The organism is Hymenobacter daeguensis, assembly GCF_054780555.1.
The window spans coordinates 758,550-783,255 of record NZ_BAAGWC010000001.1 but is presented as its reverse complement, the minus strand read 5'-3'; the positions used below and the strand labels follow the sequence as shown (position 1 = coordinate 783,255).

Genomic DNA, 24,706 nt, shown 5'->3' with positions numbered 1-24,706 from the left:
GTTAACGGCCATAATGCTACTTAATGCCTTCATTCAGCTTGGCATTCTGGCCTGCCAAGATGCGCCAGGCACCGTCGCGTTTGGTTAGCACCAGAGTGCGCCGGAACTCAAAGGTTTGTCCGGGGTATCGTTCGTCACCGGTAAGCCCGGTGCGTACGTGCATAATGGCAACATCCGGTTTCACAAAAGCAATGTCCTCTATGGAGCGAGTGTAGTAGTGCGAGGGTTTGAAATACGTGCTGTGTACGGTTTGGTAGTGCTCCAGAATAGCCTGCTGCCCCTTCGAGTAGGCACCAAACCAATTAACCCAGGTAGCATCGGTGTGGTATTGGGCAGCCAGCCCTTTTGCATCGTGGCGGTTCCAGGCGTCTTCATAATTGGCGACTACCAGCCGGAGCGCGGCTTCCTCGCTCGGCTTAGCGAGCTGTTGCGCCGCCGCAGTGCGTATCGTCAGGCCTAAAGCAAGGATTAGCAGCCGGAACACAGCAATATTTCTCATGATGAAACGGAAAGGAGGTTAAGTGAAGGAAGACACGCCATTACAGCCGTTTGATATGAGCAATTTACTATATAATCGGGCTGCTTTTTCGGTAGGGCATCATTGGCACAGAAAACGGTGAAATTTGGCTGGTCAAATTCCAGTTGGAATTGAGCTGGCGCGGCTGTGGCTAACCTGCAATGGACATGAGCATTCGCCCTGGCGCAGCTGCAATCGGTAGATTATTTCCGACCCCGGTTAAACATTGCCAGCTCTGAGCCCTCAAAGGAGTCATTTTTGCCAGTATCGCGCGTTTGGAAGACCACGAAATCCTCACCAAGTTCCAGGACCCCGCCAGTCGCAACCTGGCGTTCAACCAGCTCGTGCGCAAGTACCAGAGCAAGGTGTATTGGCACGTGCGCAAGATGGTGGTGGACCACGACGACGCCGACGACCTCACCCAGGACGTGTTTGTGAAGGTGTGGAAGCACCTGGAGAATTTCCGCCAGGATTCGCAGCTCTTCACCTGGATTTACCGCATTGCCACCAACGAATGCCTGAATTTCCTGAGCAGCAAGCGGCGCAAGTTCCTGCTGCCGCTCACGGACGTGGGGGCCGAACTGGCCGCCAAGATTGAGGCCGACCCCGCCATTGCCGGCGATGCCATTGAGCTGAAGCTGCAGCAAGCCATTCTGCGCCTGCCCGACAAGCAGCGCCTCGTCTTCAACCTGCGCTACTACGACGAGATGCCCTACGAGCAGATGGCCGAGGTAACCGGTACCAGCGTAGGCGCGCTGAAGGCCAGCTACCACCACGCCGTGAAAAAAGTGGAAGAATACGTGACCCGAAATACCGAAGAGTAAACCGGGCCCATACAAATTTTTATCGGCTGAATTAAACGTCGACAAGCTATTATCATCAAACGCTCATGAAACCTGCTTTTAAACTCGACGCGCACTCTCGGCGGCCCCGCCCGCTGCTGAGCGAGCCGCCCGCCGACTATTTCGATAAGCTACCGACGCGCGTCATGGCCCGGCTGCCCCAGGCCGACGCCCACGAAAGCGCATTTAGCCGGGGTTGGCTCAGCTTTCTGTCGCCGGCTTTGCGCACCAGTCTGGCCTCGGTGGCCGTGCTGGGAGGGTTCGCGGCCTCGTTCTACATGAGCGGCAGCGCGCCGCTGGTGCCCGCCACGGCTCCCGTGGCCGCCCTCGATGCCGTGCCGCGCACCGAACTGGTGGGCTACCTGCTCACGAGCGGTGCCCGCGTCGAAAACACCGATTTGGCGGTGCTCACGGCGGCTCACCCCGGCATTGCCAAAGGTTTTTTGCGGGTTTCGGAAGATGAGCTGAACGATGCCATCGACGCGCAGCCTTCCGACGACGCTACGTATCTATAATCACTGTTCTGCTATCATGTCCGCTTTTTCATCCATTTTTCGTTTGCTAGCGTTGGCGGCGCTGCTGCTCACGCTGGCCCCAGCCGCTCAGGCGCAGGTTGGGCCGGGCGGGGGCCGCAAGGGCCAGCGCCTCGGCCAGCTCGAAAACGCCAAAATTGCCTTCATCACCAACCGCGTGTCGCTTACCCAGGACCAGGCCCAGAAGTTCTGGCCGCTCTACAACGAGTTTTCGGCCAAGCGCCGCGAACTCAACCGCAGCGGCCGCCTGCTGCGCCGCGACGTGACCGAGGGCATGACCGACCAGCAGATTCGCGACAATTTTACCCAGGCCTTCGCCATGCGCCAGGGAGAGCTGAACCTGGAAAAAGAGTACTTCGACAAATTCCAGAAGGTCATTTCCCTGCGTCAGGTGGCCCAGTTGTTCCAGGCCGAGCGCGACTTTACCAAGGAAGTTATCAAGCGCGTGGCCGGCGTGGGGGGGACTGCCCCCGCCACGGGCACCGACTGAGCCCATTCTTTCTGAGCTATGCCCCGAGGCCGCTGCCCCCGCAGCGGCCTCTTTACTTTTGTGGCGTAATCGAAATGGGCCTTTGCTGGTTTTAGCAAAGACCGTTTTACCACCTGTCATGCTGAGCGCAGCGAAGGACCTTATCGCGCCCGCACCACTGTGTTCAACGTGATAAGGCCCTTCGCTGCGCTCAGCATGACAGGTGAGCGCGCGCCAAAACCTGACTGCTTCCCCGATGCTCACCCCCCGCCAACTATTCCTGCGCCACCAGGCCCAAACCTCCGATTTCCCGCTGCTGCTCGAGATTGAGCGGGCCGAAGGCGTGTACATGTACGCGCCCGACGGCCGCCGCTACCTCGACCTGATTTCGGGCATCGGCGTGAGCAACGTGGGGCACCGCCACCCGCGCGTGCTGGCCGGCATCCAGGCCCAGCTCGACAAGTACCTGCACCTGATGGTGTACGGCGAGTTGGTGCAGGCCGTGCCCGCGCAGCTGGCCCAGGCCATCCACCAAACCCTTCCTGTGCACCTCGACTCGGTGTATTTCACCAATTCCGGGGCCGAAGCCATTGAGGGCGCGCTGAAGCTGGCCAAGCGCCACACCGGCCGCACCGAGCTCATTTCCTGCTTCAACGCCTACCACGGCTCCACGCACGGTGCGCTGTCCATCACCGGTTCCGAGAGCTTCAAAAACAGCTTCCGCCCGCTGCTGCCCGACGTGCGCCACATCCGCCACAACGAGCCGGCCGACTTGGAGCTCATCACCGAGCGCACGGCCGCCGTCATCATCGAAACCGTGCAGGGCGAAGCCGGCGTGCGCGTGCCCGCGCCCGAATACCTGCCCGCCCTGCGCGCCCGCTGCACCGAAGTCGGCGCCCTGCTCATCCTCGACGAAATTCAGTGCGGCTACGGGCGCACCGGCACCATGTGGGCGTTCGAGCAGTTCGGCATCGAGCCCGATATTCTGGTGTGCGCCAAGGGCATGGGCGGCGGCATGCCCATCGGGGCCTTCATCTCAGGCACCGAAATCATGTCGGGCTTCAAAACCAACCCGATTCTGGGCCATTGCACCACCTTTGGCGGGCACCCGGTGAGCTGCGCGGCGGCCCTGGCCACGCTGCAGGTGATGCAGGACGAAAGCCTGCCCGCCGGCGTAGCGGCCAAAGCCGCCCGGTTTCGCGCGCAGCTGCAGCACCCGGCCATTCGGGCGGTGCGCGGCTGCGGCCTGCTGATGGCGGTAGAATTCGACTCGTTCGAAGTCCTCAAGCCCATCATCGACTACGCGTTGGCGCACGAGGGCATCCTCACCGACTGGTTCCTGTTCTGCGACAACTCCCTGCGGCTGGCCCCGCCGCTGACCATCAGCGGGAGCGAGATTGACGAGGCGTGCGGAGCGCTGCTGCGCGCCATCAGCCACGTAACCGGGCTGACTGCCAACGCAATGGCCTGACGCAAGCCGCCCGCTGGCGCAATCCGGGAAAGACTGCGCCAGCGGGCGGCTACGGTTGTGCTTGATGAAGGCTCTTACACCGTCACATTCGGGCGCGGCAACTCGTTATAGTTCAAAAAAGAATTGCTTTCTTCCTTGATTCGGTCCTTGGAAAGACCATCTTTCACGCCCTGCGAAATCTTGCGGACCAGCACGCCCACAATGGCCTTGCGGAAGCCCAGCTTCTCAGCCATCATGATGCAGAAATCCATCTCCGTCTCGTCCACAATGCCGTCGGCCAGCATCATGTCCACGAGGTCAAAAATCTGGTCAAAACGCTCAGAATCGGTGGTGGGAAGGTCGTTGCTGGCACCTTTCGCGCCCGAAACCAAGGCCTGAACCTCGGCCGCGCTGATGCCATTCTTCTTACCCACGGCCGTAATGAAGCTCATCTCTCGGGCGTCGATATGGCCGTCGGCTTTGGCCAGCGCCGCGAGATTCAGCAAGTGGCTCTTAATTTTTTTAGCCTGCTCATTTTCGAAGAAACCGAACATAAACGTGGGAATTAGGAGGTGAGGAATGATTTTAGGGTGGTTAGCCCGATTCTTGGGGTAATATACAGGGAAAACTTCCCAATTACCACTCGCTATCTACGCAAAACATAAAAAAAGGATAATTGTCATAGGCTCAGCATTTGGCCCTGATTGCGGTGGGTTTGCATTCATTTCGCCAACTTTGCGGGGTTTGGGCGCCGTTTGCATGCGCTCACTTGATTTAAGAACGTTCAGATGAAGAGAATAGCAGTTTTTACCAGTGGGGGCGACGCGCCGGGCATGAATGCCGCCATTCGGGCGGTGGTGCGCACCGCTACCTATCATGGTATTGAGGTTTACGGGATTATGCGCGGCTACAGCGGCATGATTAAGGGCGAGTTTGTGCGCCTGGATTCGGCCTCGGTGTCGAACACGGTGCAGAAGGGCGGCACCATCCTGAAATCGGCCCGCAGCCTGAAATTCATGACCAAGGAGGGCCGCCAACAGGCCTTCGACCAGCTGGTTAACAACGGGATTGAGGGCCTGGTGGCCATTGGCGGCAACGGCACGTTCACCGGGGCCATGATTTTCGAGGAGGAGTTCGGCATTCCGACGGTGGGTGCGCCGGGCACGATTGACAACGACTTATATGGCACCGATTACACCATTGGCTACGACACGGCCGTGAACACGGCGCTGGAGTGCATCGACAAAATCCGGGACACGGCCGACTCGCACGACCGCTGCTTTTTTGTGGAGGTGATGGGCCGCGACTCGGGCTACATCGCCATTCCGTGCGCCATCGGGGGCGGGGCCGAAATCGTGATGATTCCCGAAACCCAGATGAGCACCGACGTGGTGATTGACACGCTGCAGTCGGGCTGGCAGCGCTCCAAAACCTCGTTCATCGTCATCGTGGCCGAGGGCGACGAGCCCGGCAACGCCACCCAGGTGGCCGAACGGGTAAAGGCCGCCATTCCGCAGCTCGATACCCGCGTGACCATTGTGGGGCACATCCAGCGCGGCGGCTCGCCCACCGCCGCTGACCGCCTGCTGGCGTCGCAGCTCGGCATCGCCGCCGTGGAGGGCCTCATGAACGGCATGCGCAACGTTATGGCCGGTATTATTGATAAAAAGCTGGTGTACACGCCCTTTACGGACACCATCAACAAGAAGAAGCTCATCAACCAGAGCTTCATGCGGATGGTGGAGATTCTGAGCGTGTAGAATGCAATGGGAAGGAGCGAATGGGTGAACGGGTGAATAAACCGGCAGATTATTCCGCGGCATTCACCCATTCACCCATTCGCTCCTTCACCCATTGATAGGCCGCGTCGCGGCGCAGCCACGTCAGCTGGCGCTTGGCGTAGCGGCGGGTGTTGCGCTGGAGCAGGCGCACGGCTTCGGCCCAGTCGTACTCGCCGTCCAGAAAGCCGAAAATCTCCTGGTAGCCCACCGTTTGCAGGGCGTGGTGGTGGCGGTAGGGCAGCACGGAGGTTACCTCCTCCAGCAGGCCGGCGTCGAGCATGTGCTCCACGCGCAGGTTGATGCGCTGGTAGAGCTCTTCCCGCTCGCGGGTGAGGGCCACTTTCACGTTGCGGAAAAGCGGGTTTTCGGGGGGCGGGCCATCGGTGTGGAAGCTGGAAAAGGGACGGCCGGTGGCGCGGGTAATTTCGAGGGCGCGCACCACGCGCTGATGATTTTGCTGGTCGATGCGGGCGTGGGCCACGGGGTCGGTGATGGCCAGCTCGGCCACGAGGTGGGGGAGGCCGTGCGCGGCCAGCTCGGCGTGAAGCCGGGCGCGCACTTCGGGCGGCACGCTGGGCAACTCGTCCAGCCCGTCGGTCACGGCCTGCACGTAGAGGCCCGAGCCGCCGGTGAGGATGACTACCGGGAATTTCTGGAATAACTCGGCGAGCAAATTCAGGCAGTCGGTGGCGAAGCGGCCGGCGCTGTAGTCTTCGCCGATGCTGTGGCTGTCGATGAAATGATGGGGCACGCCCTGCATTTCGGCGGGTGTGGGCTTGGCCGTGCCGATGCTAAGCTCGCGGAAAAACTGGCGGGAATCGGCCGATACGATTTCGGTGCCGAGCTGCTGGGCCAGCTGCACGCACAGCGCCGTTTTGCCCACGGCCGTGGGGCCGGCAATGGTGAGCAGCACCGGGCGCGGGTCGGCGGCGGTGGGCGCTAGCTGGGCAAGGATGGATGGGGGAAGCGAGGACAAGGACGGGAGTAATTTGGAAGTGGTTCAGAACGTCATGCTGAGCTTGTCGAAGCATCTCTACCGCGTGACTAAATCCATACCGTTGCAACGAAGCAATAGAGATGCTTCGACAAGCTCAGCATGACGTTCCGGGTTTTTCTATAGGCTAACTATCCGAAACTCGACGCGGCGGTTGAGGCGGCGCGTGGCTTCCTGCTCGTTGCTGGCAATGGGCTCGGCCCCGCCCAGGCCCAGGCCCACCACCCGCGTAGAAGCCACGCCGCGCTCGGTGAGGTAGGCTTTCACGGCGGCCACGCGCTGCTGGCTGAGCACCACGTTTTTCTCGGGCGGGCCCACGTTGTCGGTATGGCCGCGCAGCTCGATGGTCAGGCGCGGGTTGTCAATCATGAGGGCCACCAGCCGGTTGAGGGCGTTGGCCGAGCCGGGCAGCAGGGTGGTGCGGCTTTGCTCAAACTGCACGTTGGCCAGCTGCAGGGTGGCGCCCACGGTCAGGGGCCGCAGCAGAATGTCGCGCACCAGCGGGCCGGGCGTCACCAGCCAGGTGCTGTCGGCCGGGAAGTAGCCGCGGTGCTGCACGTGGTACTCAAACGTGCGCCCGGGCACCGACGAATACGTGAATGCGCCCTGGGTGCTGAGCAGCACGGCCGTGCCGCCTTCGCTGTTGGGTACTTCAAGCCGAAGCTGGGCCTCGGGCAGGGGCCGGGCCGTGCTGGCATCGAGCACCCGGCCCTGCCAGGTAGCGGTGGCGGGCGGCGTGGGCACGGCCTCAGGTTTGGGCGTAACCTTAAAGAGGTTGCAGCCCGCCAGGTCGGTGTAGGTGCCGCCGCGCACGCGGCTGGCCTGACGCTTGGCCAAATCGACCTGGTACAGCGCGTGCGGGCCGGCCATGTACATCCGGCGCCGGCCGGCGGCGTCGTTCTGCATCAGCAGGTCGCTGTAGCCGCCGCGCACGGGCAGGCCGCCGAGCGGCATGGTGGCGGGCGCCGGCTGGCGGGTTTTGATGTTGACTTTCAGCAGGGAGCCGTCGGTGCTGTACACCATGTACATGGTGTCGGCATCGTCGAGGCAGAAATTGCCGTGGGTGCCGGCGCTGGCGAAGCCGATGAACGGATAATACGGCGCTTTGCGCAACGGGTCGGTGGCCCACACGGTGGTGACCTTGCCATCGAACGGGCTGACTTTTACCAGCAGGTTGGCATCGGAGGTCATGAAATAGAGGTCGCCGTGGTCGTCGGTCGCGCCCGAAATCCAGACGTTTTCCGGGCCTTGCGCCGGCAGCTGCCAGCCGGTGTACTGGCCCTGCCGGGTGGCCGGGTTGTAGCGGTACACGCGCTCCGGGGCATCGGTGGGCGCCTTCGTCACGGCATAGAGGCAATTATCGAAGCCCTTGGCCAGCGCGTAGGACTGGAAGGGCAGCACCCGCCGGTGCTGGATGGGCCGGCTGGTGGGGTCGCCCACCGAGAATTCGTGAATCGTGCGGCAGTCGTCTTCCCACTGGCCGTTGGTGAAGCGCAGGGCGGCAATGCCGTACATCTTGTTGTCGCACACCTGGTCGAGGTAGCGGCGGCTGGGCCAGGGCGCATCGGTGAACCCGAAGGAGGCCACCTGCTGCCGGGCATCGGCCAGGTAGCGCCCATCGAGGCTGGACTCGGCCCGGTATTCGACGCGCAGCTCGTAGCCGCCGCGCCAGATTTGCCGGCCGGCCACGTGCAGCCGCGACGGGCCGTTGGCCACCGGCCGGTAGAGGTAGTCGTAGCGCAGCTCCTCGTAGCGGCCGGCATCCTGCCGCTCAAAATTCAGCACCTGCGCCAGCGGCAGCTGCCGGATGCGGCGCAGCACCGAATCGGGCCGCGTGGCCGTGAGCAGGCGCTGGTTGGTCAGCGTTTCGGACAGGGGCTGAATGGTGAGCGTGACCTGCACCGGGGCCTGGGCATCGGCGGGCGAAAAGGTCACTTCCGTGCCATCGGCCGAGCGCTGCCGCATCTGCCAGGTACGCGGGTAGCTGAGCTGGTAGCGGCCGTGGGCATCGGTGTACACGGCCGGCGGCGCTGCGGCCGGCTGCGCATACAGCGCCACCTGCCAGAACAGAAGTACCAGCGTTAGTAAAACCTTCATAAGCCGTGGCGGCGTGGGAATTTTGTCAGGCAATTAAACGCAAAGTACCACACGGCGCGTTCGGTTCGCGCACATTGCCGGGCAAGTCTGCCAGGCAAGGCAAATGGGCGGCGCAGCTTTGGGGCATTCGGCTGTCATCCCGAGCGCAGCGAAGGACCTTGCCACGGCTGAACGATTTGCAGTAATAATCAATGCCCAATCGTGACAAGGTCCTTGGCTGCGCTCAGGATGACAGCGGACTCCCACCAATCTTTAGGCCCAGCCCCGCGTACAGCCGCAGCAGCTCCCGCTCCTCGTGCTGCCAGCTGAGCCGGGGGCGGGCGCGGCGGCAGTTCTGGGCCAGGTAGTGGTAGCGGGCGGGCTCGTCGCGCAGCAGGCGGTTGAGGGCGGCGGCCAGCGTATCGGGGTTGAGGTCGGCCACCAGCTCGGCCACGTCGAACTGGTCGTTGAGGGCGCGGTATTCGGGAAAGTCGATGAGTACCTGCGGGATGCCGGCGTGCACGTAGTCGAAGAACTTATTGGCCAGCGAGTAATAGTAGCTCATGCCGATGTTCTCCAGCAGCATCACGCCCACGGCCGCATGACGCGTCACTTCGCGCAGCGCATCGGGCAGCACAAAGCCCCGAAACTCTACCTGGCCCGAGGCCAGCAAACCCAGCCGGGCCGCCTGCGCCCGCAGCGCCGCCGAAAGGTCGCCTTCGCCGCAAATCACCAGCCGGCCCGCCACCCGGGGCATGGCTTCGAGCAGGTTTTCGAGGCCCCGGCCCACGTTCAGCGCGCCCTGGTAGAGGATGTAGCCGCCGGGCGGCGCGGCGGGTGGGGCCGGCGGCAGCGGCAGGTTCTCATCGAGCCGGCTCACGTTGCGCACCACGGCAAAGGGCCGGCCGTAGCGCTGCTCAAACACGCGCGCCAGCGCCGGGCCCACCGTGTAGGCCAGCCGCGCGCGGGGCACCACAAAGCCCTCCACCCAGCGCCAGATGCGCTGCACCGCCGGCCGGGCCACCACTTCGGGCACTTCGGTAAACAGCTCGTGGGCATCGTACACGAAGGGCTGGCCGCCTAGCCGGGCCCGCAGCCACACGGGCAGCGCGGTGTCGAGGTCGGCGGCGCACCAGGCGGCGGCGCGCTGCCCCAGCAGGTAGCAAAACAGCCGCAGGTTATACTCCAGGTAAAACAGCTTGCCGCGTTGAAACCATCCGCGCAGGCGGTGCTGTTGGTAAGGCTGGGGCGTGAGCGGAGGCGAAGCCGGCCGCTGCCAGCCCACCAGCTGCACCCGGTAGCCGGCTGCGGCCAAGCTGCCGCAAATCCGCTGCATCCGCTGGTCGAAGCACAGGTCGGTGGTGACGGTGAAAAGCAGCTTCGGGGTGGAGGTTGGTGTCAATAGCGGAGCGGGCCGCATTGGAACAGACCCGCGTTATATTTATTTTGGCCAAATTTACGGGAGGCCGGGCCAGCCAAACCCCTATCTTAGCAGCAAATATCAACCGGCAGTATGCCTCATCCTATGGCTTCCTTTTCAAGCGTTCCTGCCAGCCGCCCTGCGCCGCCGCCGCTCACGGCGCTGCTCGACCAGCTCGGCCAGGTGTACGTGCTGCTTGATGTTCAGGGGGTTATTATTGATGTGAACGAGGCCTTTCTGGCCCTGATGGGCTACGCCCGCAGCCAGGTTATCGGGCAGCGCCACTACGAAATGTTTACGCCGCCGGGCGAGCGGGCCCAGCAGCGCCGCGAATACCTCGACAGCATTGCCCACGAAGTGCCCCTGCCGCCCTACGAGCGGATGCTGCTGGCCAAAACCGGGCAGCCGCGCCTGCTGCGCTGGCGCATGGGCTTCACCCGCAACCCGGCCGGGGTCATCACCGGGGCCTGGAAAGTGGGGCAGGAGCCCGATAGCGCCACCCTGGCCCCGCCCACGCTGGCCGGCGACAGCACCCACCTGCAGGACTTTCTGGACAACGCCCAGGACCTGGTGCAGCACCTCGGCACCGACAACGGCTTCCTGTTTGTGAACAAGGCCTGGAAGGAAAAGCTCGGCTATACCGATGCCGAGCTGGCCACCCGCACCCTCGCCGACGTGGTGCATCCTTATTATAAGGCCAAGCTGCTCTATCAGCTCCGCAACCTGTACGACGGCGAGCCGGTGAACAAGGTCGAAACCGTGTTTCTGACCAGCATGGGCAAGCCCGTGCACCTCATCGGGAGCATGAGCGTGGTGCGCGAGGAAGGCCAGCCGGTGAGCAGCCGCGCCATTCTGCACGACATCACGGACCGCATCAAGGCCGAGCGCCTGCAAAAAGTCTATTACAGCATTGCCAACCTGGCTATTTCGGCCAAGGACCTGCCCAGCCTCTACGGGGCCATTCACCGCGAGCTGAGCAAGATTATTGAGACGAGCAACCTGTTCATTGCGCTCTGCGACGATGCCCGCACGCAATTGCAGTTCGTGTACCACGTGGACCAGCACCCGCAGACGCGGCCGCAGGGCGCGCGGCCGTTCTCGTCGGGCGTGTCGGAGTACATCATTGCCGGCGGCCAGCCCCGCTACCTCACCCACACCGATTTTCAGCAGCTGGTGCGCAGCGGCACCGTCATCGCCTACGGGCAGGTGCCGGAGGTGATGCTGGCCTCGCCGCTCAGCATCGGCGACCGCATCATTGGGGTGCTGGCCGTGCAGGACTACACCCGCGCCGATGCCTACACGCCCGGCGACCTCGACGTGCTGCACTTCATTTCGAACCAGGTGGCCCTGGCCATTGAGCGCAAGCGCAACGAGGAGCAGATTGGCAAGCAAACGGCCCGCCTCAACGCCATCTTCGAGAGCGGCTCGCACGTGATGTGGACGGTGGACACCAAGGCCCACCTCATGAACTTCAACCGCAACTACGCGGCCCTGTTCCTGCGGCGCAACGGCACCTATCCGGTGCGCGGCATCAACCTGTGGAAGGCTGATTTGGACCGGATGCCCCGGGCCGAGCGCGACGTATTCATTCAGCACTACAACGCGGCGGCCAAGGGCCAGGCCCAGCGCTTCGAGATGCGCCTGCGCGATGCGCGCGGCCAGGACGTGTGGACGGATATTTACCTGAATCCGATTTACCTGGGCGATGGCTCGTTTGAGGAAATCTCGGCCATTGCCCACGACATCACCGAGCAGAAGCGGGCCCAGCTGGCCCTCGAAGCCCAGGAGGAGAAATTCCGCTCCATCTTCGAGTCGTTTCAGGACATTTACTACCGCACCGATGCCAACGGGATTCTCACCATCGTCAGCCCGTCGGTGCGCGACGTGCTGGGCTATGAGCCCGAGGAGGTTATCGGCAAACCGGTGCGCGACTACTACGTGGAGTCTGAGGACCGGTTCCGCATCAATGCCGAGGTGGAGCGCAGCGGCGGCCTGCGCAACTTCGAAACCCAGATGTGGCACAAGGAGGGCTACCCGGTGAGCGTGCTGGTGAATGCGCGGGTGGTGAATGCGGGCGAAATCGGCACGGAGGGCATTGCCCGCGACGTGACCGAAATTCAGCAGATGCAGGACGACCTGCGCAAGGCCAAAGACGAGGCCGAAGCCGCGCTGGAAGCCAAAACGCAGTTCCTGGCCAATATGAGCCACGAGCTGCGCACGCCCATGAACGGCATCATCGGCATGATTGACCTGCTCGACCAGACGGTGGAAACCGACGAGCAGCTCGATTACGTGGACACCTTGCGCAAGAGCTCCGATGCCCTGCTCACCATTCTGAACGACATTCTGGATTTGTCGAAAATCCAGGCCGGCAAGCTCCAGATTCGCGAGCAGCCCATCGAGTTGCAGGCCGTGATGGAGCGCATCCGCGCCCTGTTCATCTACCGGGCCGAGCAGAAGCACATCCGCTTCACCTACCACATCACGCCCCACACCCCGCGCTACGTAGTGACGGACGAGGTGCGCCTGCTGCAAATCCTGTCCAACCTGGTGGCCAACGCCATCAAGTTCACCAACGAGGGCACGGTGGGCATTGTGGTGAGCAGCGTGAGCACCGACGGCGAGCTGCACACCCTGCGCTTCGCCGTGCAGGACTCCGGCATCGGCATTTCGAGCGACAACGCCAACCTGCTCTTCACCAACTTCACCCAGCTCGACACCACGCCCAGCAAAGCCTACGGCGGCACGGGCCTGGGCCTGAGCATCAGCCGGCAGCTGGCCGAGCTGCTGGGCGGCGAAATCGGGGTGCTTTCGGACGAGGGCGAAGGCTCGGTGTTCTGGTTCACCATCAGCGCCCGCGTGGCCAGCGTAGAAGACCTGCCCACCGTGACGCAGGTGCGCGAGCCGGTGTTTCAGCCGTTTGATGCCGCACCGCGTGTGCTGCTGGTCGATGACAACGCCATCAACCAGAAGGTGGGCCAGCGCCTGCTCACCCGCCTGGGCTGCGAGGTGGACGTGGCCGGCGGCGGCCCCGAAGCCATTGCCATGGCAACGGCCCCGGCGGCGGCCTACAACATCATCTTCATGGACATTCAGATGCCGGAGATGGACGGCGTGGCGGCCACGGCCGAAATCCGCCGCCGGCTGGGGCCCTACTGCCCGCCCGTGGTGGCCATGACGGCCTATTCCATGCAGGAAGACGCCGGCCGCTTCATGCGCGAGGGCCTCGACGACTACGTGGGCAAGCCGGTGAAAAGCCGCCACCTCTACGAGGTGCTGCACCGCTGGCTGCGCCCCCGCACGGCGCGCCCCGCTGCGCCTTACGATGGCTTCAGCGACGAGAGCCCGGCGGAAACGGCCACAGCGGTGGCCGCTGCCGTAGCAGGGCCGGTGCTGCCCGAGCCCGATGCCTCGGTAGCCAACGAGCCAACCATCGAAGAAAGTATTATGCGCCAGCTGGTTGAGCTGGGCGGCCCCGAGTTCACCTCAGACCTCTACCAGGAGTTTGAGCAGGAGGCCGGCGACCTGCTGCGCGATGCTGCGCCCGTGGCCGCGGCGGGCAGCTTTCGCGAGCTGCTGCCCATGCTGCACCAGCTCAAGGGCACGGCGGCTACGCTGGGCGGCGTGGCCCTCGCGGCCCAGGCCCGCTACCTCGAGCGCCAGTTTAAAGAAGGACGAACCGAAGAGGGTGCTGCTGGATTTCAACTTTTAGAACATTACTTTGCACAGTTCGTGGCCGAATACCCCAGTGCCGTTGAGCGAGCAACCAACGCTTCTGCTGCCTGATTGATGCCATTATTCTGCCGCTCTACCCTATGAACCCAACCTCAACCCCATCCCACATGTCCGCCGACACCGCCTCTAAAACCATTCTGATTGCCGAAGACAGCTCGGTAATTCTTAACCTCACGCGCAAGATTCTGGAACTGCAGAAGTACAAGATTGTGCTGGCCAAAAACGGCGGCGAAGTGCTGAAGCAGCTGGAAAGCAACCCCGTCGATTGCGTGCTGATGGACATCAACATTCCGGTGAAGGACGGCATGCAGTGCACCCGCGAAATTCGCGCCCACGCCGACCCCAAAATCAGCAAGCTGCCCATCATCGCCATCACCGGCAACGCCAACAACTACTCGATGGACCAGTTCCGCGAAGCCGGCGTGACCGACTACCTGCCCAAGCCGCTCGATTTTGATGCCCTGGTGCGCGTAGTGAAGCAGTACGTGGGCTAATTAATTGTGAGTTTTGAATGATGAACCTTGAGTTGGGAATGGCGCTTCCGCTTTGCTCGTTAAACAACTCATAATTCAAAACTCATCATTCATGATTCAACCGCAGTGACCGTAACTTTTCTTGGCACCGGCACTTCCTCCGGCGTGCCGATGATTGGCTGCACCTGCGTGGTGTGCCGTTCCCTCGACCACCGCGACAAGCGCCTGCGCGTGTCGGTGCACCTTGCCGTGGATGGCCGCAGCTTTGTGGTGGACTCCGGCCCCGATTTCCGGCAGCAGATGCTGCGTGCCAACGTCGCGCACCTCGACGCGTTGCTCTTCACCCACGAGCACAAGGACCACACGGCGGGCCTCGATGATATCCGGGCCTACAATTTCCGGCAGCAGACGGACATGCCGGTTTTTGCCGAGCCCCGCGTGCTCGACCAGCTCAAAAAAGAATTCGCCTACATTTTTGCGGAGCACAAGTACCCCGGCGTGCCCCGCGTGGTGCTGCACCCCATCGAGCGCGACGATGCCCCGTTTGAGGTGCTGGGCGTGCCCGTGCTGCCGCTGCGGGCGCTGCACCACAAGCTGCCCGTGCTGGGCTTTCGCATCGGCGGCTTCTGCTACCTGACCGATGCCAACCACCTCGGCCCCGAAACCCGCGCCCAACTGCGCGATGCCGACGTGATTGTGCTCAATGCCCTGCGGCGCGAAGAGCACATCTCGCACTTCACGCTGGCCCAGGCCATCGAAGTGCTGGAAGAGGCCGCGCCAAAGCGCGCCTACCTCACCCACATCAGCCACCAGCTGGGCCGCCACGCCGAAGTAGAAGCCGAGCTGCCGCCCTGGATTCGGCTGGCGTATGACGGGCTGACGGTGGAGGTGTAGCTGAATGGACGATACGTGTCCGGTAGGTAAAGCAGCCAAATGGCATGAAGGAAGAACAGTATTCGCCACTAAAGCCACACGAGATTCAAGCCGCCATCCAACATCACATTTCATCGACTTCACGTCCTCGCCGCTGGGAAGTATTTTCGCAAAAACCCGATGGACTTTACTATGGAAAAGCCGCCGAAGATGGATTTGAGTTGTCCTTGGCGGCAGGAGGTGAGAAGGGAAATCCCGTCTTAGAAGTTACGGGTTGGGTGCTACCTGTAAAGGCACATGGTCAGCGAGGCTGCCTGGTGAAGCTGGAATACCGGCCAGGGCGAGTCAATCAGGTAGTTGGAATATTCATGCTGCTGTTTTTTCTGATTTTCCTGTTGCTGGTGGTGCTGAATTTTAAATCGACAGGGAGACTTAGTACAGTAATCATAGTGCCGGTTTTTGGCTTGTTGTGCTTGATTTTTTTTAGCGGTGTGTACAGAGCCGAAATGGCAAAATCCCGTCGTTTTTTCCTGAAGTTACTTCAGCTTCAAAAGGCACCTTATACTATCTAGGCAAGCACCTTCCAATGCACACCAACTACTATTTCCTGCGCCAGCTGGCCCCCGCGCTCACCGAGCGGCTGCGGGGCTACCGCATGGCCATGTGCTTCACGCAGGAAAAGGATGAGTTGGTTATCGGCCTCACCGATGGCGGCAGGGAATTCTGGCTGAAGGCGCAGCTGGGAGCCAGTTTTCCCGCGCTGGCGCTGCCCGAAACCTTCCAGCGGGCCCGTTCCAACTCGGTCGATTTATTTCCGGAGATGCTGGGCGAGCAGGTCGAGTCCGTGGCGGCGTGGCCGCAGGACCGGGTGCTGCAGGTGAACTTTCGCAGCGGGGCGCGGCTGGTCTTCAAGCTCTATGGCCCGCGCCCCAATGCCATTTTCCGCACCGCGCCCGAGGCGTCGGCCCAGCTTTTCCAGCAAAAGCTATTAGCCGATGGAGAACTGCGTCCCCAGGCTGCATCCACTCTTCCAGTGGCAGGCAAGCTGCCGCCGCCGCTGGCCGACCTGCCGCTGCGCTACCTGCGCACGCAAGGCTACGACCTCGCTCCGCCCGAAGCCAGAACCCGACTGGTGAACCAGGTGCTGGCCCAGCTGGAAAAGCCGGCGCATTACTACATCATCCAGCTCGACGGGCGCACACGCCTGAGTTTGCTGCCGCTGGGCGAAATCCTGGAAACACTGCCCGGCGGCGACCCCATTGGTGCGCTGCGGCGGTTCGTGCCCATGGCCCTGGGCCGCCGTGCCCTGGAAATGGAAACCCGGCAGCTGCGCCAGCTGCTGGAGCGCCGCGCCGACGAAGCCGGCACCGCCGCCACTCACGCCCGCAAGCGCCTGCACGCGCTGGCCCACGAAGCCGGCTACCGGCACACGGCCGACCTGATTATGGCGCATCTGCACGAAATACCGGCCGGTGCCACGGAGATTGAAGTGCTGGATTTCTACACCAATGAGCCAAAGCGGATTAAGCTCAAAGCCAACGAAAAGCCGCAGCGCACGGCCGAAAACCTTTACCGCAAGGGCAAAAATCAGCAAATTGAAGAGCGGGAGCTCAGCGAGCGCATTGCCCGCCGCGAAGCCGAAGCCATGACGGCGCTGGAGCGGCTGGAAGAAATGGACACGCAGGCCGCCCTGGCCGAGCTGCGCGGCCTGCGCGCCTGGCGCAAGCTGCACGGCCTGGACCCCACGGCCAACGCCGCCACCAAAGTGCCCGGCGAGCTGCCCTTCAAAGTGTTCGAGGACCGGGGCTTCACCATTCTGGTGGGACGAAGCGCCGAAAACAACGACCTGCTGACGCAGAAATACGCCCATAAGGACGACCTCTGGCTGCACGCCAAGGACGTGGCCGGCTCGCACGTCGTCATTCGGCACCGCGCCGGCCAGACCGTGCCCGAGCCCGTGGTGGAGCACGCCGCCATGCTGGCCGGCTGGTACTCTAGGCGCCAGCACGATACGCTGTGCCCGGTGACGGTGACGCCCAAAAAGTTTGTGCGCAAGCCCCGCGGGGCCCGGCCGGGGCAGGTGGTAGTGGAGCGCGAGCGGGTGGTGCTGGTGAAGCCCGGCAACCCATTTGAGCGGGAATAGCAGCAGGGGCTGCTGCTGGCGACACGCACGCGCGAACTACAAAGGCTGCGCTACGTCGTAATACACGAAAAAGCCCGCTGCAATGGCTTGCAGCGGGCTTTCGTTTTGCGTGCGCGCGGGGAGATTCGAACTCCCACACCCGAAGGCACCACCCCCTCAAGATGGCGTGTCTACCAGTTTCACCACGTGCGCAAAAGGCAACTTAAACCGGGTGTTCGGCCGAGGCCGGCGTCGCTGAGGCGGCGAAGCGGGTGCAAAGATAGAAGGCGAAATTGGCTAATCCAACCTTTGTGGGCGCTTTTTCATCAACGGTCCATCATTCAATCGTTTACCTTGCGCTTTCGTAAGAGAAAATCGATTTCTCCCCACATTTTATTCGTTGTTTTGCTATGGATTCCCTCAAAAAAACTGATTCCGCTTCCTTTTTCGGGCGCATGGCCGAAGGCATCACCAAGTTTTCGGGCTCGACGGCGGCTTTTTTGGTGGCGTCGGGGATTGTGGTTGTCTGGGGCGTGACGGGGCCACTGTTCAAGTATTCCGAAACCTGGCAGTTGGTCATCAATACCGGCACCACCATCATCACGTTCTTGATGGTTTTTCTTATTCAGCGGGCTCAGAACAAAGATTCGCTGGTGCTGCACCTGAAGCTGAACGAGCTGATTGCCGCCACCCAGGGGGCCAGCAACCGCCTCATCAACGCCCAGGATTTTTCGGAAGCAGAAATCAAAACGCTGCACGATTTCTACTGCCTGCTGGCTGAACTGGCCAAGAAAGACAACGACCTGGGCAAAACACACTCGGTGGAGGAGGCAGAGGACAACCACAATGAAAAGCTGGCTGCCCACGTCGAATAGGTAGTGCCGGGCTGACAGCCGAAAAAAGCAAAAAAGGCTGCCGCAACACATGCGGCAGCCTTTTTTAATGGGTGCTGAGTGAGCTACTCGGCCTTGGTCAGCGGCGATTCCACAACGTGCTCCGATACGAACCACACCTGCAGTTCGTTGGTACGCATAAGGTTGCTCACTACGAGGTCGTTGGTGCCGTCGTCGCCGGCATCATCGGCTTTTTTGGCGTAGTCGTGGCAGTTTTTGAGAATGCTCTGGTGGGCGCTCAGCAGGCGCGATACCTGAATGGGAGCCTCCTCGCGGTCGCGCGGGATGCGGGGCAGGCTGGTAAGCTCGGCCACGTCGTGGGCCATGGCCACGGCCACGCCGCCCAGAATCTGGATGCGCTCAGCAATCAGGTCGACCAGGCCGGCCTGCTCCTCGTAGTGCTTGTCGTAGAGCAGGTGCAGCTGGTAGAATGTGGGGCCCACTACCTGCCAGTGGTGTTTTTTGTACATGTCGCGCAGCGTAATGGTGTCGGCCAGGAGCTGGTTGAGCATGGTGACGCTGCTCTGGCGGGTGGCTTCATCGAGGCCGATGGGCAGGCGCTGGCTCACGGTGCCGTAGCGCTGGGTGGGCGCGGGGGCATGGTTTTGCTGGTCGAGAATGGGCTGGATATCGACGGCGGCGTTGGTGCCAGCGCCTTTGCCGGTGTTGGCGGCGCTGGCTTTTTTAGCGGCCGGTGCGGCGGCTTGCTTGGCGGCAGGAGCAGCGGCTTTTTTGGGGGCTGCGCTTTTGGGCGCGGCGGCTTTGGCGGAAGATGCCATAACGATGAAAACGAGTGAGGTGAGGAGAAACAGCCGAAGCGGTTCGGCAGCGAAAAATCTGGTTATTGCGTACGTAAAGGCCCCCACGGGGTTAAGCCCCTCCTGAAAAAAAACGATGACCGAGCCCACCAATCCGACCGAGCTGCCCCGCGACCTGCACCCCGAGCACCACATGACCAGCTCGGCCATGCTACAGGACATTGTAATCGGCCTTTCCGATGGCCTGACCGTGCCATTTGCCCTGGCGGCGGGCCTGAGCGGGGCCGTCACGTCGTCTGGCCTGGTGATAACGGCGGGACTGGCCGAAATCGTGGCCGGCAGCATTGCCATGGGCCTGGGCGGCTACCTGGCCGGCCGCACCGAGGTGGAGCACTACGAGTCGGAGCAGGCCCGCGAGCGGCGCGAAGTGCGCGAGGTGCCCGAGGTAGAGCGCGCCGAGGTGGACGAGCTGCTGGCCGACATGGGCCTCTCGGCCGAAACCCGCCGCTTGGCCGTGGCCGAACTCACCGCCGACCCCGAGCAGTGGGTGAAATTTATGATGAAGTACGAGCTGGGCCTGGAAGAGCCCGACCCGAAGCAGGCGCCCAAAAGTGCCGCTACCATCAGCCTGGCTTATGCCGTGGGGGGCCTTATTCCGCTCAGTGCCTATTTCGTGACCGATACGCCGGCAAACGGGCTGGCGTGGTCGGCGGCCATCACGCTGGTCTGCCTGCTGGTGTTTGGGTATTTCAAGAGCCGGCTGACGGGGCAGCCGCCGGTGGCCGGAGCCATCAAGATGGCGGTGGTGGGGGCGCTGGCGGCAGCGGCGGCCTTTGGCATTGCGCGGCTGGTGGGCGGGGCCTGAGCCATTGCCGCGGGCTTCCCGTACACTTGCGCTCAGTCGTTTCCTTTTTTCGCGTTTACCCACATGAAATTCAAGCTGCCCAAAACCCCCGCCGTGTATGTGAAAGGCAAGTCGTTTCGCCTGGCCGACGTGGACCCCGATGATACCAAGCCCTTTGCCCACCACCCCGACGACCGGGACGAGGCCGCGCCGCGCCTGCTGGCCCTGCGCCAGCGCCTGAGCGAATTGCAAGAGCGCCTCTACGCCGAGCACCGGCGCAGCCTGCTCATTGTGCTGCAGGCCATGGACACGGGCGGCAAGGATGGGGCCATCGAGAACCTGCTCACGGGGGTGAACCCGGCCGGGGTGCAGGTGGCGTCGTTCAAAGCGCCGTCGAAGGAGGAGCTGGACCATGATTTTCTCTGGCGCATTCATGCTCAGGCTCCTAAGCACGGCCACATCACAGTGTTCAACCGCTCGCACTACGAAGACGTGCTCATTACCCGCGTGCACGGGCTGATTGATGAAAAGACCTGCCAGCAGCACTACGAGGACATCAACAACTTCGAGCAGCTGCTGCTCAACAGCGGCACGCGCATCCTCAAATTCTTCCTGCACATCTCGAAGGAGGAGCAGGCCAAGCGCCTGCAGGCCCGCCTCGACGACCCGGCCAAGAACTGGAAATTTGACCCCAACGACCTCAAGGAACGAGCGTATTGGGACGACTACCAGGCGGCCTACGAGGCGGCGCTGCGCCACTGCTCCTCGGGCGATGCGCCGTGGTTTGTGATTCCGGCCAATGAGAAGTGGGCCCGCGACCTGGCAATCAGCGAAATAGTGGTGGCCGCGCTGGAAGACATGGACCCCCAGCCGCCCAAGCCGGATTTCGACCCCAAAAAGCAGGTGATTGAATAGGTGCCCGGGCTGGTGAGCGGGTGTACCCTCAGCGTTCTGCACGCTATTTTTGCCGGAAATATTATTTCGGCAAATAAATATGGGAGACTCGTACGCGGCCGGTTGGAAGGCAAGGGTTCGGTGGGCAATGGCGGGGGTGCTGCTGGCGGTGCCGCAGCTGCTGCGGGCGCAGGAAGGCTGCCTGCTGGTGCCCGTGCCGCTGACTGCGCGGGTGGCGGCGGCCCCGCTCATTGTGGAGGCCGGCGTGGGCGCGCAGGAGGTGCTGGCCGCCGGCGGCCACCTCTACACCCTCAGCGAGCTGACCGTGTACAAAGTGTTCCGGGGGGGCGTGCCCGGCCGGCTGCGGCTGGCGGCGGCCGGTGGCACGCTGGGCCTGCGCCGCGAGGTGGTGAGCCCGGGCGTGCTACCTGAACCTGGCCAGCAGGGCATCTTTTTGCTGGAGCCCGACCCTGCGCTGCCCGGCGCCTACCGCCTGGTGGCCGGCCCGCAGGGCTTCGTGCAGTATGACCTGACGGACCGCTCGGCCGCCGAGCCGTTTGGGCGCTACGCCTCCATTGCCGGCCAGCTCTATCCGGCGGTGGCCGCGGCGGCCGGGCAGCCGTGGCGCACGGTGCAGGCCAATGCCGCGCTGCTGGCCCCGGTGGCGGCGGCCCGGCCACAGGCCACGCCGGTTATCAGCAGCTTTTCGCCCAGTCAGCTTGCGGCAGGCAAGGGCGATGTGCTCACCATCAACGGCTCCAACTTTGGCGCGACGCAGGGTGGGGGCCACGTCGATTTCCCCAATGCCAACAACGGGGGCAGCAGCTTCGTGAGCGCCAACCCCTCCGACTACCTGGCCTGGAGCGACACCCAGATTCAGGTGCGGGTGCCCTCGTTCATCAGCGCGACCGGCGGCGTGGCCGGCACCGGCAATTTCCGGGTGGTGAACGCGGCCAGCGAAACCGGCACCAGCGCCAGCGCCAGCGCCCTCACCGTGGTGTATGCCCTGAGCAATGTGTTCGACGGCGCCGTTATCAGCCGGCCCCGGCTCGTCAACACCGATGGGGCGGGCGGCTATACCCTGCAATACAGCCCCAGCTTCACGGCCGTGTCCGGCGCATCGGCCGCGTTTGAGCGCGCCCTGGCCACCTGGGCCTGTGCCACGCGGCTGCGCCGGGTGGTGAACACGGCCACCGCCGCGCCCGAAGCCACCGCCAACGATGGCACCAACGCCGTGCGCTTCGGTACGCTGAGCGCGGGCGTGCTGGGAGTCACCAACTCGTATTATTCGGGCTGCATTATCAACGGAGCGGCGCAATTTGAGCTCGACGAAACCGACTACACGTTCACGCCCACGCCCAGCGCCGGCACCACCTGGCAGTTTGGGCCGGCCGCGCCCACTGGCACGCAGTACGATTTCGAGAGCGTGGCCGTGCACGAGCAGGGCCACGGCACCCAGCTCACGCACATCATCGACGTCACGGCCGTGATGCACTATTCCATTGCCAACGGCCAGGCCAAGCGCACCCTCCGCACCGCCTCCGATGCGGCCGGGGCGCAGGATGTATTCACCTATAGCCTCAGCAACCCCTGCGGCAGTGCCGTGCCGGTGGCTGCTGCCGTGCCGGCCGGCTGTGCCGGTGCGCTACCCGTCGAGCTGCTCTCGTTTGCGGGCCGCTACGAAGCCGGGCGGGGCACGGTGCTGACCTGGGCTACCGCTTCGGAAAAAAACAGCGCCTATTTCGCCGTTGAAGCCCAGGAGGCCGATGCGGCCGGCTGGCCGGAGCTGCTGCGGCAGCCTGCCGCGGGCAGCAGCACCCATGCCCTCAGCTATGCTGCCACCGACCCGCGCCCACTGGCCGGCACCCGCTACTACCGCCTGCGCCAGGTGGACCAGAACGGTGCCGTGGCCTATTCGCCCGTGGTGGCCGTTGCGGGCCCGCGTACCGGCCTGGCGCTGTTCCCCAACCCCGCCGAAACCCGCCTGCAGGTGCAGGGCCTGGCTGGCGCCGGCCGCCTGCGGCTCTACGATGCCGTGGGGCGCGAAGTAGCCCGGTTCAGCCTCGCAGCCGGAACCGCTGACGTGGACGTGAGCTACCTGCCCGCCGGCCTCTACCACGCCGAGTGGACCGATGGCACCACCGTGCGCCGGGCGCAGCTGGAGAAGCGCTAGCCGGCTGCCGGGCTACGCCAGCACGGCCGTGGTGCCTTCCTCTTTGCGCTCGCCAATCTGCTGGCGCCACATGGCATAGTACAGGCCTTTCTGGGCCAGCAGCTCGGCGTGGCCGCCCTGCTCGGCAATGTGGCCGCGCTCGAGCACGAAGATGCGGTCGGCGTGCAGAATGGTGCTGAGGCGGTGGGCAATGAGGATGGTCATGTGCTGGCGCGAGCCCGACAGCTGCCGCACCGTCTTGCCGATTTCCTCTTCGGTGAGCGAATCCAGCGCCGAGGTGGCTTCGTCGAACACCATGAGCGTGGGCTTGCGCAGCAGGGCGCGGGCAATGCTCAGGCGCTGCTTTTCGCCGCCCGAAACCTTCACGCCGCCCTCGCCAATCACCGTGTCGAGGCCCAGCGGGGCGCGGGCCAGCAGCGTATCGGCCGCCGCCTGGCGCAGGGCGGTGAGGCACTCCTCGTCTGTGGCGTGGGGGGCCACAAACTGCAGGTTTTCGCGGATGGTGCCGGCGAACAGCTGGGTGTCCTGCGTCACGAAGCCGATTTGCTCGCGCAACTCGTCGAGGTCGATTTCCGAGCCGGGGATGCCGTTGTAGCGAATCTCGCCCGAAAGGGGCGGGTAGAGGCCCACCAGCAGCTTCACCAGCGTGGTTTTGCCCGAGCCCGAGGGCCCCACGAAGGCAATGGTTTCGCCCAGCCGGGTGGTGAAGTTGATGTTGGTCAGGGCGTTGTTGTTGGCCGTGAGGTGCTTGAAGGTAACGTGGTCGAAGGCCAGGTTTTCGATGTGCGCCACCGACTTGGGCTGGGCCGGCTTCACGTCCTTCGGCGTGTCGAGAATCGACTGGAAGTTGCCCAGCGAAATTTCGGTTTCGCGGTAGATGCCAATGATGGCGCCCAGCTCCTGCAGCGGCCCGAAGATGGAGAACGAGTAGATGAAGAACGAGAAGAACTCGCCCAGGCTGATGTGGTTCTGCACCCGCAGATAGAGCAGCAGCAGGATGATGACGTTGCGCAGTAAATTCACAAACGTGCCTTGCACAAAGCTCAGCGAGCGCAGGTAGCGCACCTTGCGCAGCTCCAGCTTCAGAATCTTGCCGGTGATGCCGTTCAGGCGCTCGGTTTCCTGCTGGGCCAGGCCCAGGCTTTTTATCAGCTCGATGTTGCGCAGGCTTTCGGTGGTGGAGCCGGCCAGGGCCGTGGTTTCGGCCACAATGGTCTTCTGAATGACCTTGATGCGCTTACTGAGCGCAAAGCTCAGAATGCCCAGCAGCGGAATGGTGAGGAAATAGCCCACCGCAATGGGCCAGTACACCGTGATGGCGTACCACATCACGAAAATGATGCCCACCAGCGCCGTAAACAGCACGTTCACAAAAGCCTGAATCAGCTTCTCCACGTCAATCCGAACCTTCTGGAGCTTGCCCAGCGTCTCGCCCGAGCGCTGGTCCTCAAACACCTGGTAGGGCAGCTCCAGCGAGTGGCGCAGGCCGTCGGAATACATCCTGGCCCCCAGCCGCTGGGTGATGACGTTGACGTAGTAGTCCTGAAAGTTTTTGGCAATGCGCGACACCATGGCCACGCCCAGCATCATGCCGATATAAGGAATAGCCTCTCGAAAAAACGGCCAGAACGGTACCAGCCGCAGGCCGGTGATGTTGCTGTTGCGGGGCACAAAGTGGTCCACCAATCGGCGGAAAAGGTAGGGGTCGAGCAGCGAGAAGACTTGGTTGACGGCGGCCAGCACCAGGGCCAGCACCAGCAGCGGCCAGTAGTTGCGCAGGTAGCTATAAAGGATTTTCATAAAGCAAAAAAGAGGGCAAGGCCAAAGGCCGGAATGCTAGCAACCCGCCTGGGCGCTAA

The 24,706-nt window shown here is 63.0% G+C and carries 21 protein-coding genes and 1 tRNA gene; 14 read left to right on the top strand and 8 right to left on the bottom strand.

What is annotated here, in order from left to right:
• Nucleotides 1–16: 16 nt before the first annotated feature.
• Complete coding sequence (locus tag ACYVHT_RS03255; protein WP_460547891.1) at nucleotides 17–499, bottom strand: nuclear transport factor 2 family protein; 483 nt, start codon at nucleotides 497–499, stop codon at nucleotides 17–19.
• Between the two features lie 293 nt (nucleotides 500–792).
• Here ACYVHT_RS03255 and ACYVHT_RS03250 point away from each other — a divergent pair, with 293 nt between their 5' ends.
• From ACYVHT_RS03250 to ACYVHT_RS03235, 4 genes are all read left to right on the top strand, one after another.
• Nucleotides 793–1,341: an RNA polymerase sigma factor gene (locus ACYVHT_RS03250; protein WP_460547889.1), complete on the top strand. Its 549-nt coding sequence runs from the start codon at nucleotides 793–795 to the stop codon at nucleotides 1,339–1,341.
• A gap of 65 nt (nucleotides 1,342–1,406) precedes the next feature.
• Nucleotides 1,407–1,874, top strand: a complete 468-nt coding sequence (locus ACYVHT_RS03245; protein ID WP_460547887.1) for a hypothetical protein — start codon at nucleotides 1,407–1,409, stop codon at nucleotides 1,872–1,874.
• Nucleotides 1,875–1,890: 16 nt separating this feature from the next.
• The gene (locus ACYVHT_RS03240) at nucleotides 1,891–2,382 is read left to right on the top strand and encodes a hypothetical protein (protein WP_460547885.1); all 492 of its coding nucleotides are present in this window, start codon (nucleotides 1,891–1,893) and stop codon (nucleotides 2,380–2,382) included.
• 235 nt (nucleotides 2,383–2,617) lie between these two features.
• Nucleotides 2,618–3,832 (top strand): aspartate aminotransferase family protein, encoded by a 1,215-nt coding sequence (locus ACYVHT_RS03235; protein ID WP_460547883.1) that lies wholly within the window; start codon nucleotides 2,618–2,620, stop codon nucleotides 3,830–3,832.
• Nucleotides 3,833–3,906: 74 nt separating this feature from the next.
• On the opposite strand, the gene ACYVHT_RS03230 is transcribed toward ACYVHT_RS03235, so the two are convergent.
• Nucleotides 3,907–4,365, bottom strand: a complete 459-nt coding sequence (locus ACYVHT_RS03230; RefSeq protein ID WP_460547881.1) for a tellurite resistance TerB family protein — start codon at nucleotides 4,363–4,365, stop codon at nucleotides 3,907–3,909.
• Nucleotides 4,366–4,599: 234 nt separating this feature from the next.
• On the opposite strand from ACYVHT_RS03230, the gene pfkA reads away from it, so the two are divergent.
• Entirely contained in the window at nucleotides 4,600–5,571 is a 972-nt protein-coding gene (gene pfkA, locus ACYVHT_RS03225; protein ID WP_460547880.1) for an ATP-dependent 6-phosphofructokinase, read from the top strand.
• A gap of 49 nt (nucleotides 5,572–5,620) precedes the next feature.
• Here pfkA and miaA read toward each other — a convergent pair whose 3' ends face one another.
• From miaA to ACYVHT_RS03210, 3 genes are all read right to left on the bottom strand, one after another.
• Nucleotides 5,621–6,568 carry a tRNA (adenosine(37)-N6)-dimethylallyltransferase gene (miaA, locus tag ACYVHT_RS03220; RefSeq protein WP_460547878.1) on the bottom strand — a complete coding sequence of 316 codons (948 nt, stop codon included), beginning with the start codon at nucleotides 6,566–6,568 and terminating at the stop codon, nucleotides 5,621–5,623.
• A 138-nt stretch (nucleotides 6,569–6,706) separates the two neighbouring features.
• Entirely contained in the window at nucleotides 6,707–8,683 is a 1,977-nt protein-coding gene (locus ACYVHT_RS03215) for an OmpA family protein (protein WP_460547876.1), read from the bottom strand.
• A gap of 223 nt (nucleotides 8,684–8,906) precedes the next feature.
• Complete coding sequence (locus ACYVHT_RS03210; protein WP_460547874.1) at nucleotides 8,907–10,064, bottom strand: glycosyltransferase; 1,158 nt, start codon at nucleotides 10,062–10,064, stop codon at nucleotides 8,907–8,909.
• A gap of 123 nt (nucleotides 10,065–10,187) precedes the next feature.
• On the opposite strand from ACYVHT_RS03210, the gene ACYVHT_RS03205 reads away from it, so the two are divergent.
• From ACYVHT_RS03205 to ACYVHT_RS03185, 5 genes are all read left to right on the top strand, one after another.
• Nucleotides 10,188–13,868, top strand: coding sequence for a PAS domain S-box protein (locus ACYVHT_RS03205; protein WP_460547872.1), 3,681 nt, complete (start codon nucleotides 10,188–10,190; stop codon nucleotides 13,866–13,868).
• Between the two features lie 56 nt (nucleotides 13,869–13,924).
• Complete coding sequence (locus ACYVHT_RS03200; RefSeq protein ID WP_460547870.1) at nucleotides 13,925–14,311, top strand: response regulator; 387 nt, start codon at nucleotides 13,925–13,927, stop codon at nucleotides 14,309–14,311.
• A 105-nt stretch (nucleotides 14,312–14,416) separates the two neighbouring features.
• Complete coding sequence (locus ACYVHT_RS03195; protein WP_460547868.1) at nucleotides 14,417–15,184, top strand: MBL fold metallo-hydrolase; 768 nt, start codon at nucleotides 14,417–14,419, stop codon at nucleotides 15,182–15,184.
• A gap of 44 nt (nucleotides 15,185–15,228) precedes the next feature.
• On the top strand, nucleotides 15,229–15,735 hold the full coding sequence (locus ACYVHT_RS03190) for a hypothetical protein (protein ID WP_460547866.1): 507 nt from the start codon (nucleotides 15,229–15,231) through the stop codon (nucleotides 15,733–15,735).
• Nucleotides 15,736–15,749: 14 nt separating this feature from the next.
• Nucleotides 15,750–17,306 (top strand): NFACT RNA binding domain-containing protein, encoded by a 1,557-nt coding sequence (locus ACYVHT_RS03185; protein WP_460547864.1) that lies wholly within the window; start codon nucleotides 15,750–15,752, stop codon nucleotides 17,304–17,306.
• A gap of 110 nt (nucleotides 17,307–17,416) precedes the next feature.
• Here ACYVHT_RS03185 and ACYVHT_RS03180 read toward each other — a convergent pair.
• Nucleotides 17,417–17,498 (bottom strand) — tRNA-Leu (locus ACYVHT_RS03180).
• A 197-nt stretch (nucleotides 17,499–17,695) separates the two neighbouring features.
• Between ACYVHT_RS03180 and ACYVHT_RS03175 the strand changes: the two genes are divergently transcribed.
• Complete coding sequence (locus ACYVHT_RS03175) at nucleotides 17,696–18,160, top strand: low affinity iron permease family protein (protein ID WP_460547862.1); 465 nt, start codon at nucleotides 17,696–17,698, stop codon at nucleotides 18,158–18,160.
• An 83-nt stretch (nucleotides 18,161–18,243) separates the two neighbouring features.
• On the opposite strand, the gene ACYVHT_RS03170 is transcribed toward ACYVHT_RS03175, so the two are convergent.
• Entirely contained in the window at nucleotides 18,244–18,957 is a 714-nt protein-coding gene (locus ACYVHT_RS03170; protein ID WP_460547860.1) for a Dps family protein, read from the bottom strand.
• A 115-nt stretch (nucleotides 18,958–19,072) separates the two neighbouring features.
• Here ACYVHT_RS03170 and ACYVHT_RS03165 point away from each other — a divergent pair, with 115 nt between their 5' ends.
• The 3 genes from ACYVHT_RS03165 (at nucleotide 19,073) to ACYVHT_RS03155 (ending at nucleotide 22,847) form a co-directional block, all read left to right on the top strand.
• Nucleotides 19,073–19,801, top strand: coding sequence for a VIT1/CCC1 transporter family protein (locus tag ACYVHT_RS03165; RefSeq protein ID WP_460547858.1), 729 nt, complete (start codon nucleotides 19,073–19,075; stop codon nucleotides 19,799–19,801).
• Nucleotides 19,802–19,864: 63 nt separating this feature from the next.
• Complete coding sequence (locus ACYVHT_RS03160; RefSeq protein WP_460547856.1) at nucleotides 19,865–20,695, top strand: polyphosphate kinase 2 family protein; 831 nt, start codon at nucleotides 19,865–19,867, stop codon at nucleotides 20,693–20,695.
• A gap of 79 nt (nucleotides 20,696–20,774) precedes the next feature.
• Nucleotides 20,775–22,847: an IPT/TIG domain-containing protein gene (locus ACYVHT_RS03155; protein WP_460547854.1), complete on the top strand. Its 2,073-nt coding sequence runs from the start codon at nucleotides 20,775–20,777 to the stop codon at nucleotides 22,845–22,847.
• A gap of 12 nt (nucleotides 22,848–22,859) precedes the next feature.
• Here ACYVHT_RS03155 and ACYVHT_RS03150 read toward each other — a convergent pair whose 3' ends face one another.
• Nucleotides 22,860–24,647, bottom strand: a complete 1,788-nt coding sequence (locus ACYVHT_RS03150) for an ABC transporter ATP-binding protein (RefSeq protein ID WP_460547853.1) — start codon at nucleotides 24,645–24,647, stop codon at nucleotides 22,860–22,862.
• Nucleotides 24,648–24,706: the final 59 nt, after the last annotated feature.

Coding starts and splice junctions, on each gene's coding strand:
- ACYVHT_RS03155 (WP_460547854.1), top strand. CDS start 20,775: ATGGGAGACTCGTACGCGGCCGGTTGGAAGGCAAGGGTTCGGTGGGCA.
- ACYVHT_RS03240 (WP_460547885.1), top strand. CDS start 1,891: ATGTCCGCTTTTTCATCCATTTTTCGTTTGCTAGCGTTGGCGGCGCTG.
- ACYVHT_RS03185 (WP_460547864.1), top strand. CDS start 15,750: ATGCACACCAACTACTATTTCCTGCGCCAGCTGGCCCCCGCGCTCACC.
- ACYVHT_RS03205 (WP_460547872.1), top strand. CDS start 10,188: ATGGCTTCCTTTTCAAGCGTTCCTGCCAGCCGCCCTGCGCCGCCGCCG.
- ACYVHT_RS03215 (WP_460547876.1), bottom strand. CDS start 8,683: ATGAAGGTTTTACTAACGCTGGTACTTCTGTTCTGGCAGGTGGCGCTG.
- ACYVHT_RS03190 (WP_460547866.1), top strand. CDS start 15,229: ATGAAGGAAGAACAGTATTCGCCACTAAAGCCACACGAGATTCAAGCC.
- ACYVHT_RS03170 (WP_460547860.1), bottom strand. CDS start 18,957: ATGGCATCTTCCGCCAAAGCCGCCGCGCCCAAAAGCGCAGCCCCCAAA.
- ACYVHT_RS03245 (WP_460547887.1), top strand. CDS start 1,407: ATGAAACCTGCTTTTAAACTCGACGCGCACTCTCGGCGGCCCCGCCCG.
- pfkA (WP_460547880.1), top strand. CDS start 4,600: ATGAAGAGAATAGCAGTTTTTACCAGTGGGGGCGACGCGCCGGGCATG.
- ACYVHT_RS03255 (WP_460547891.1), bottom strand. CDS start 499: ATGAGAAATATTGCTGTGTTCCGGCTGCTAATCCTTGCTTTAGGCCTG.
- ACYVHT_RS03175 (WP_460547862.1), top strand. CDS start 17,696: ATGGATTCCCTCAAAAAAACTGATTCCGCTTCCTTTTTCGGGCGCATG.
- ACYVHT_RS03150 (WP_460547853.1), bottom strand. CDS start 24,647: ATGAAAATCCTTTATAGCTACCTGCGCAACTACTGGCCGCTGCTGGTG.
- ACYVHT_RS03230 (WP_460547881.1), bottom strand. CDS start 4,365: ATGTTCGGTTTCTTCGAAAATGAGCAGGCTAAAAAAATTAAGAGCCAC.
- ACYVHT_RS03235 (WP_460547883.1), top strand. CDS start 2,618: ATGCTCACCCCCCGCCAACTATTCCTGCGCCACCAGGCCCAAACCTCC.
- ACYVHT_RS03200 (WP_460547870.1), top strand. CDS start 13,925: ATGTCCGCCGACACCGCCTCTAAAACCATTCTGATTGCCGAAGACAGC.
- ACYVHT_RS03165 (WP_460547858.1), top strand. CDS start 19,073: ATGACCGAGCCCACCAATCCGACCGAGCTGCCCCGCGACCTGCACCCC.
- ACYVHT_RS03160 (WP_460547856.1), top strand. CDS start 19,865: ATGAAATTCAAGCTGCCCAAAACCCCCGCCGTGTATGTGAAAGGCAAG.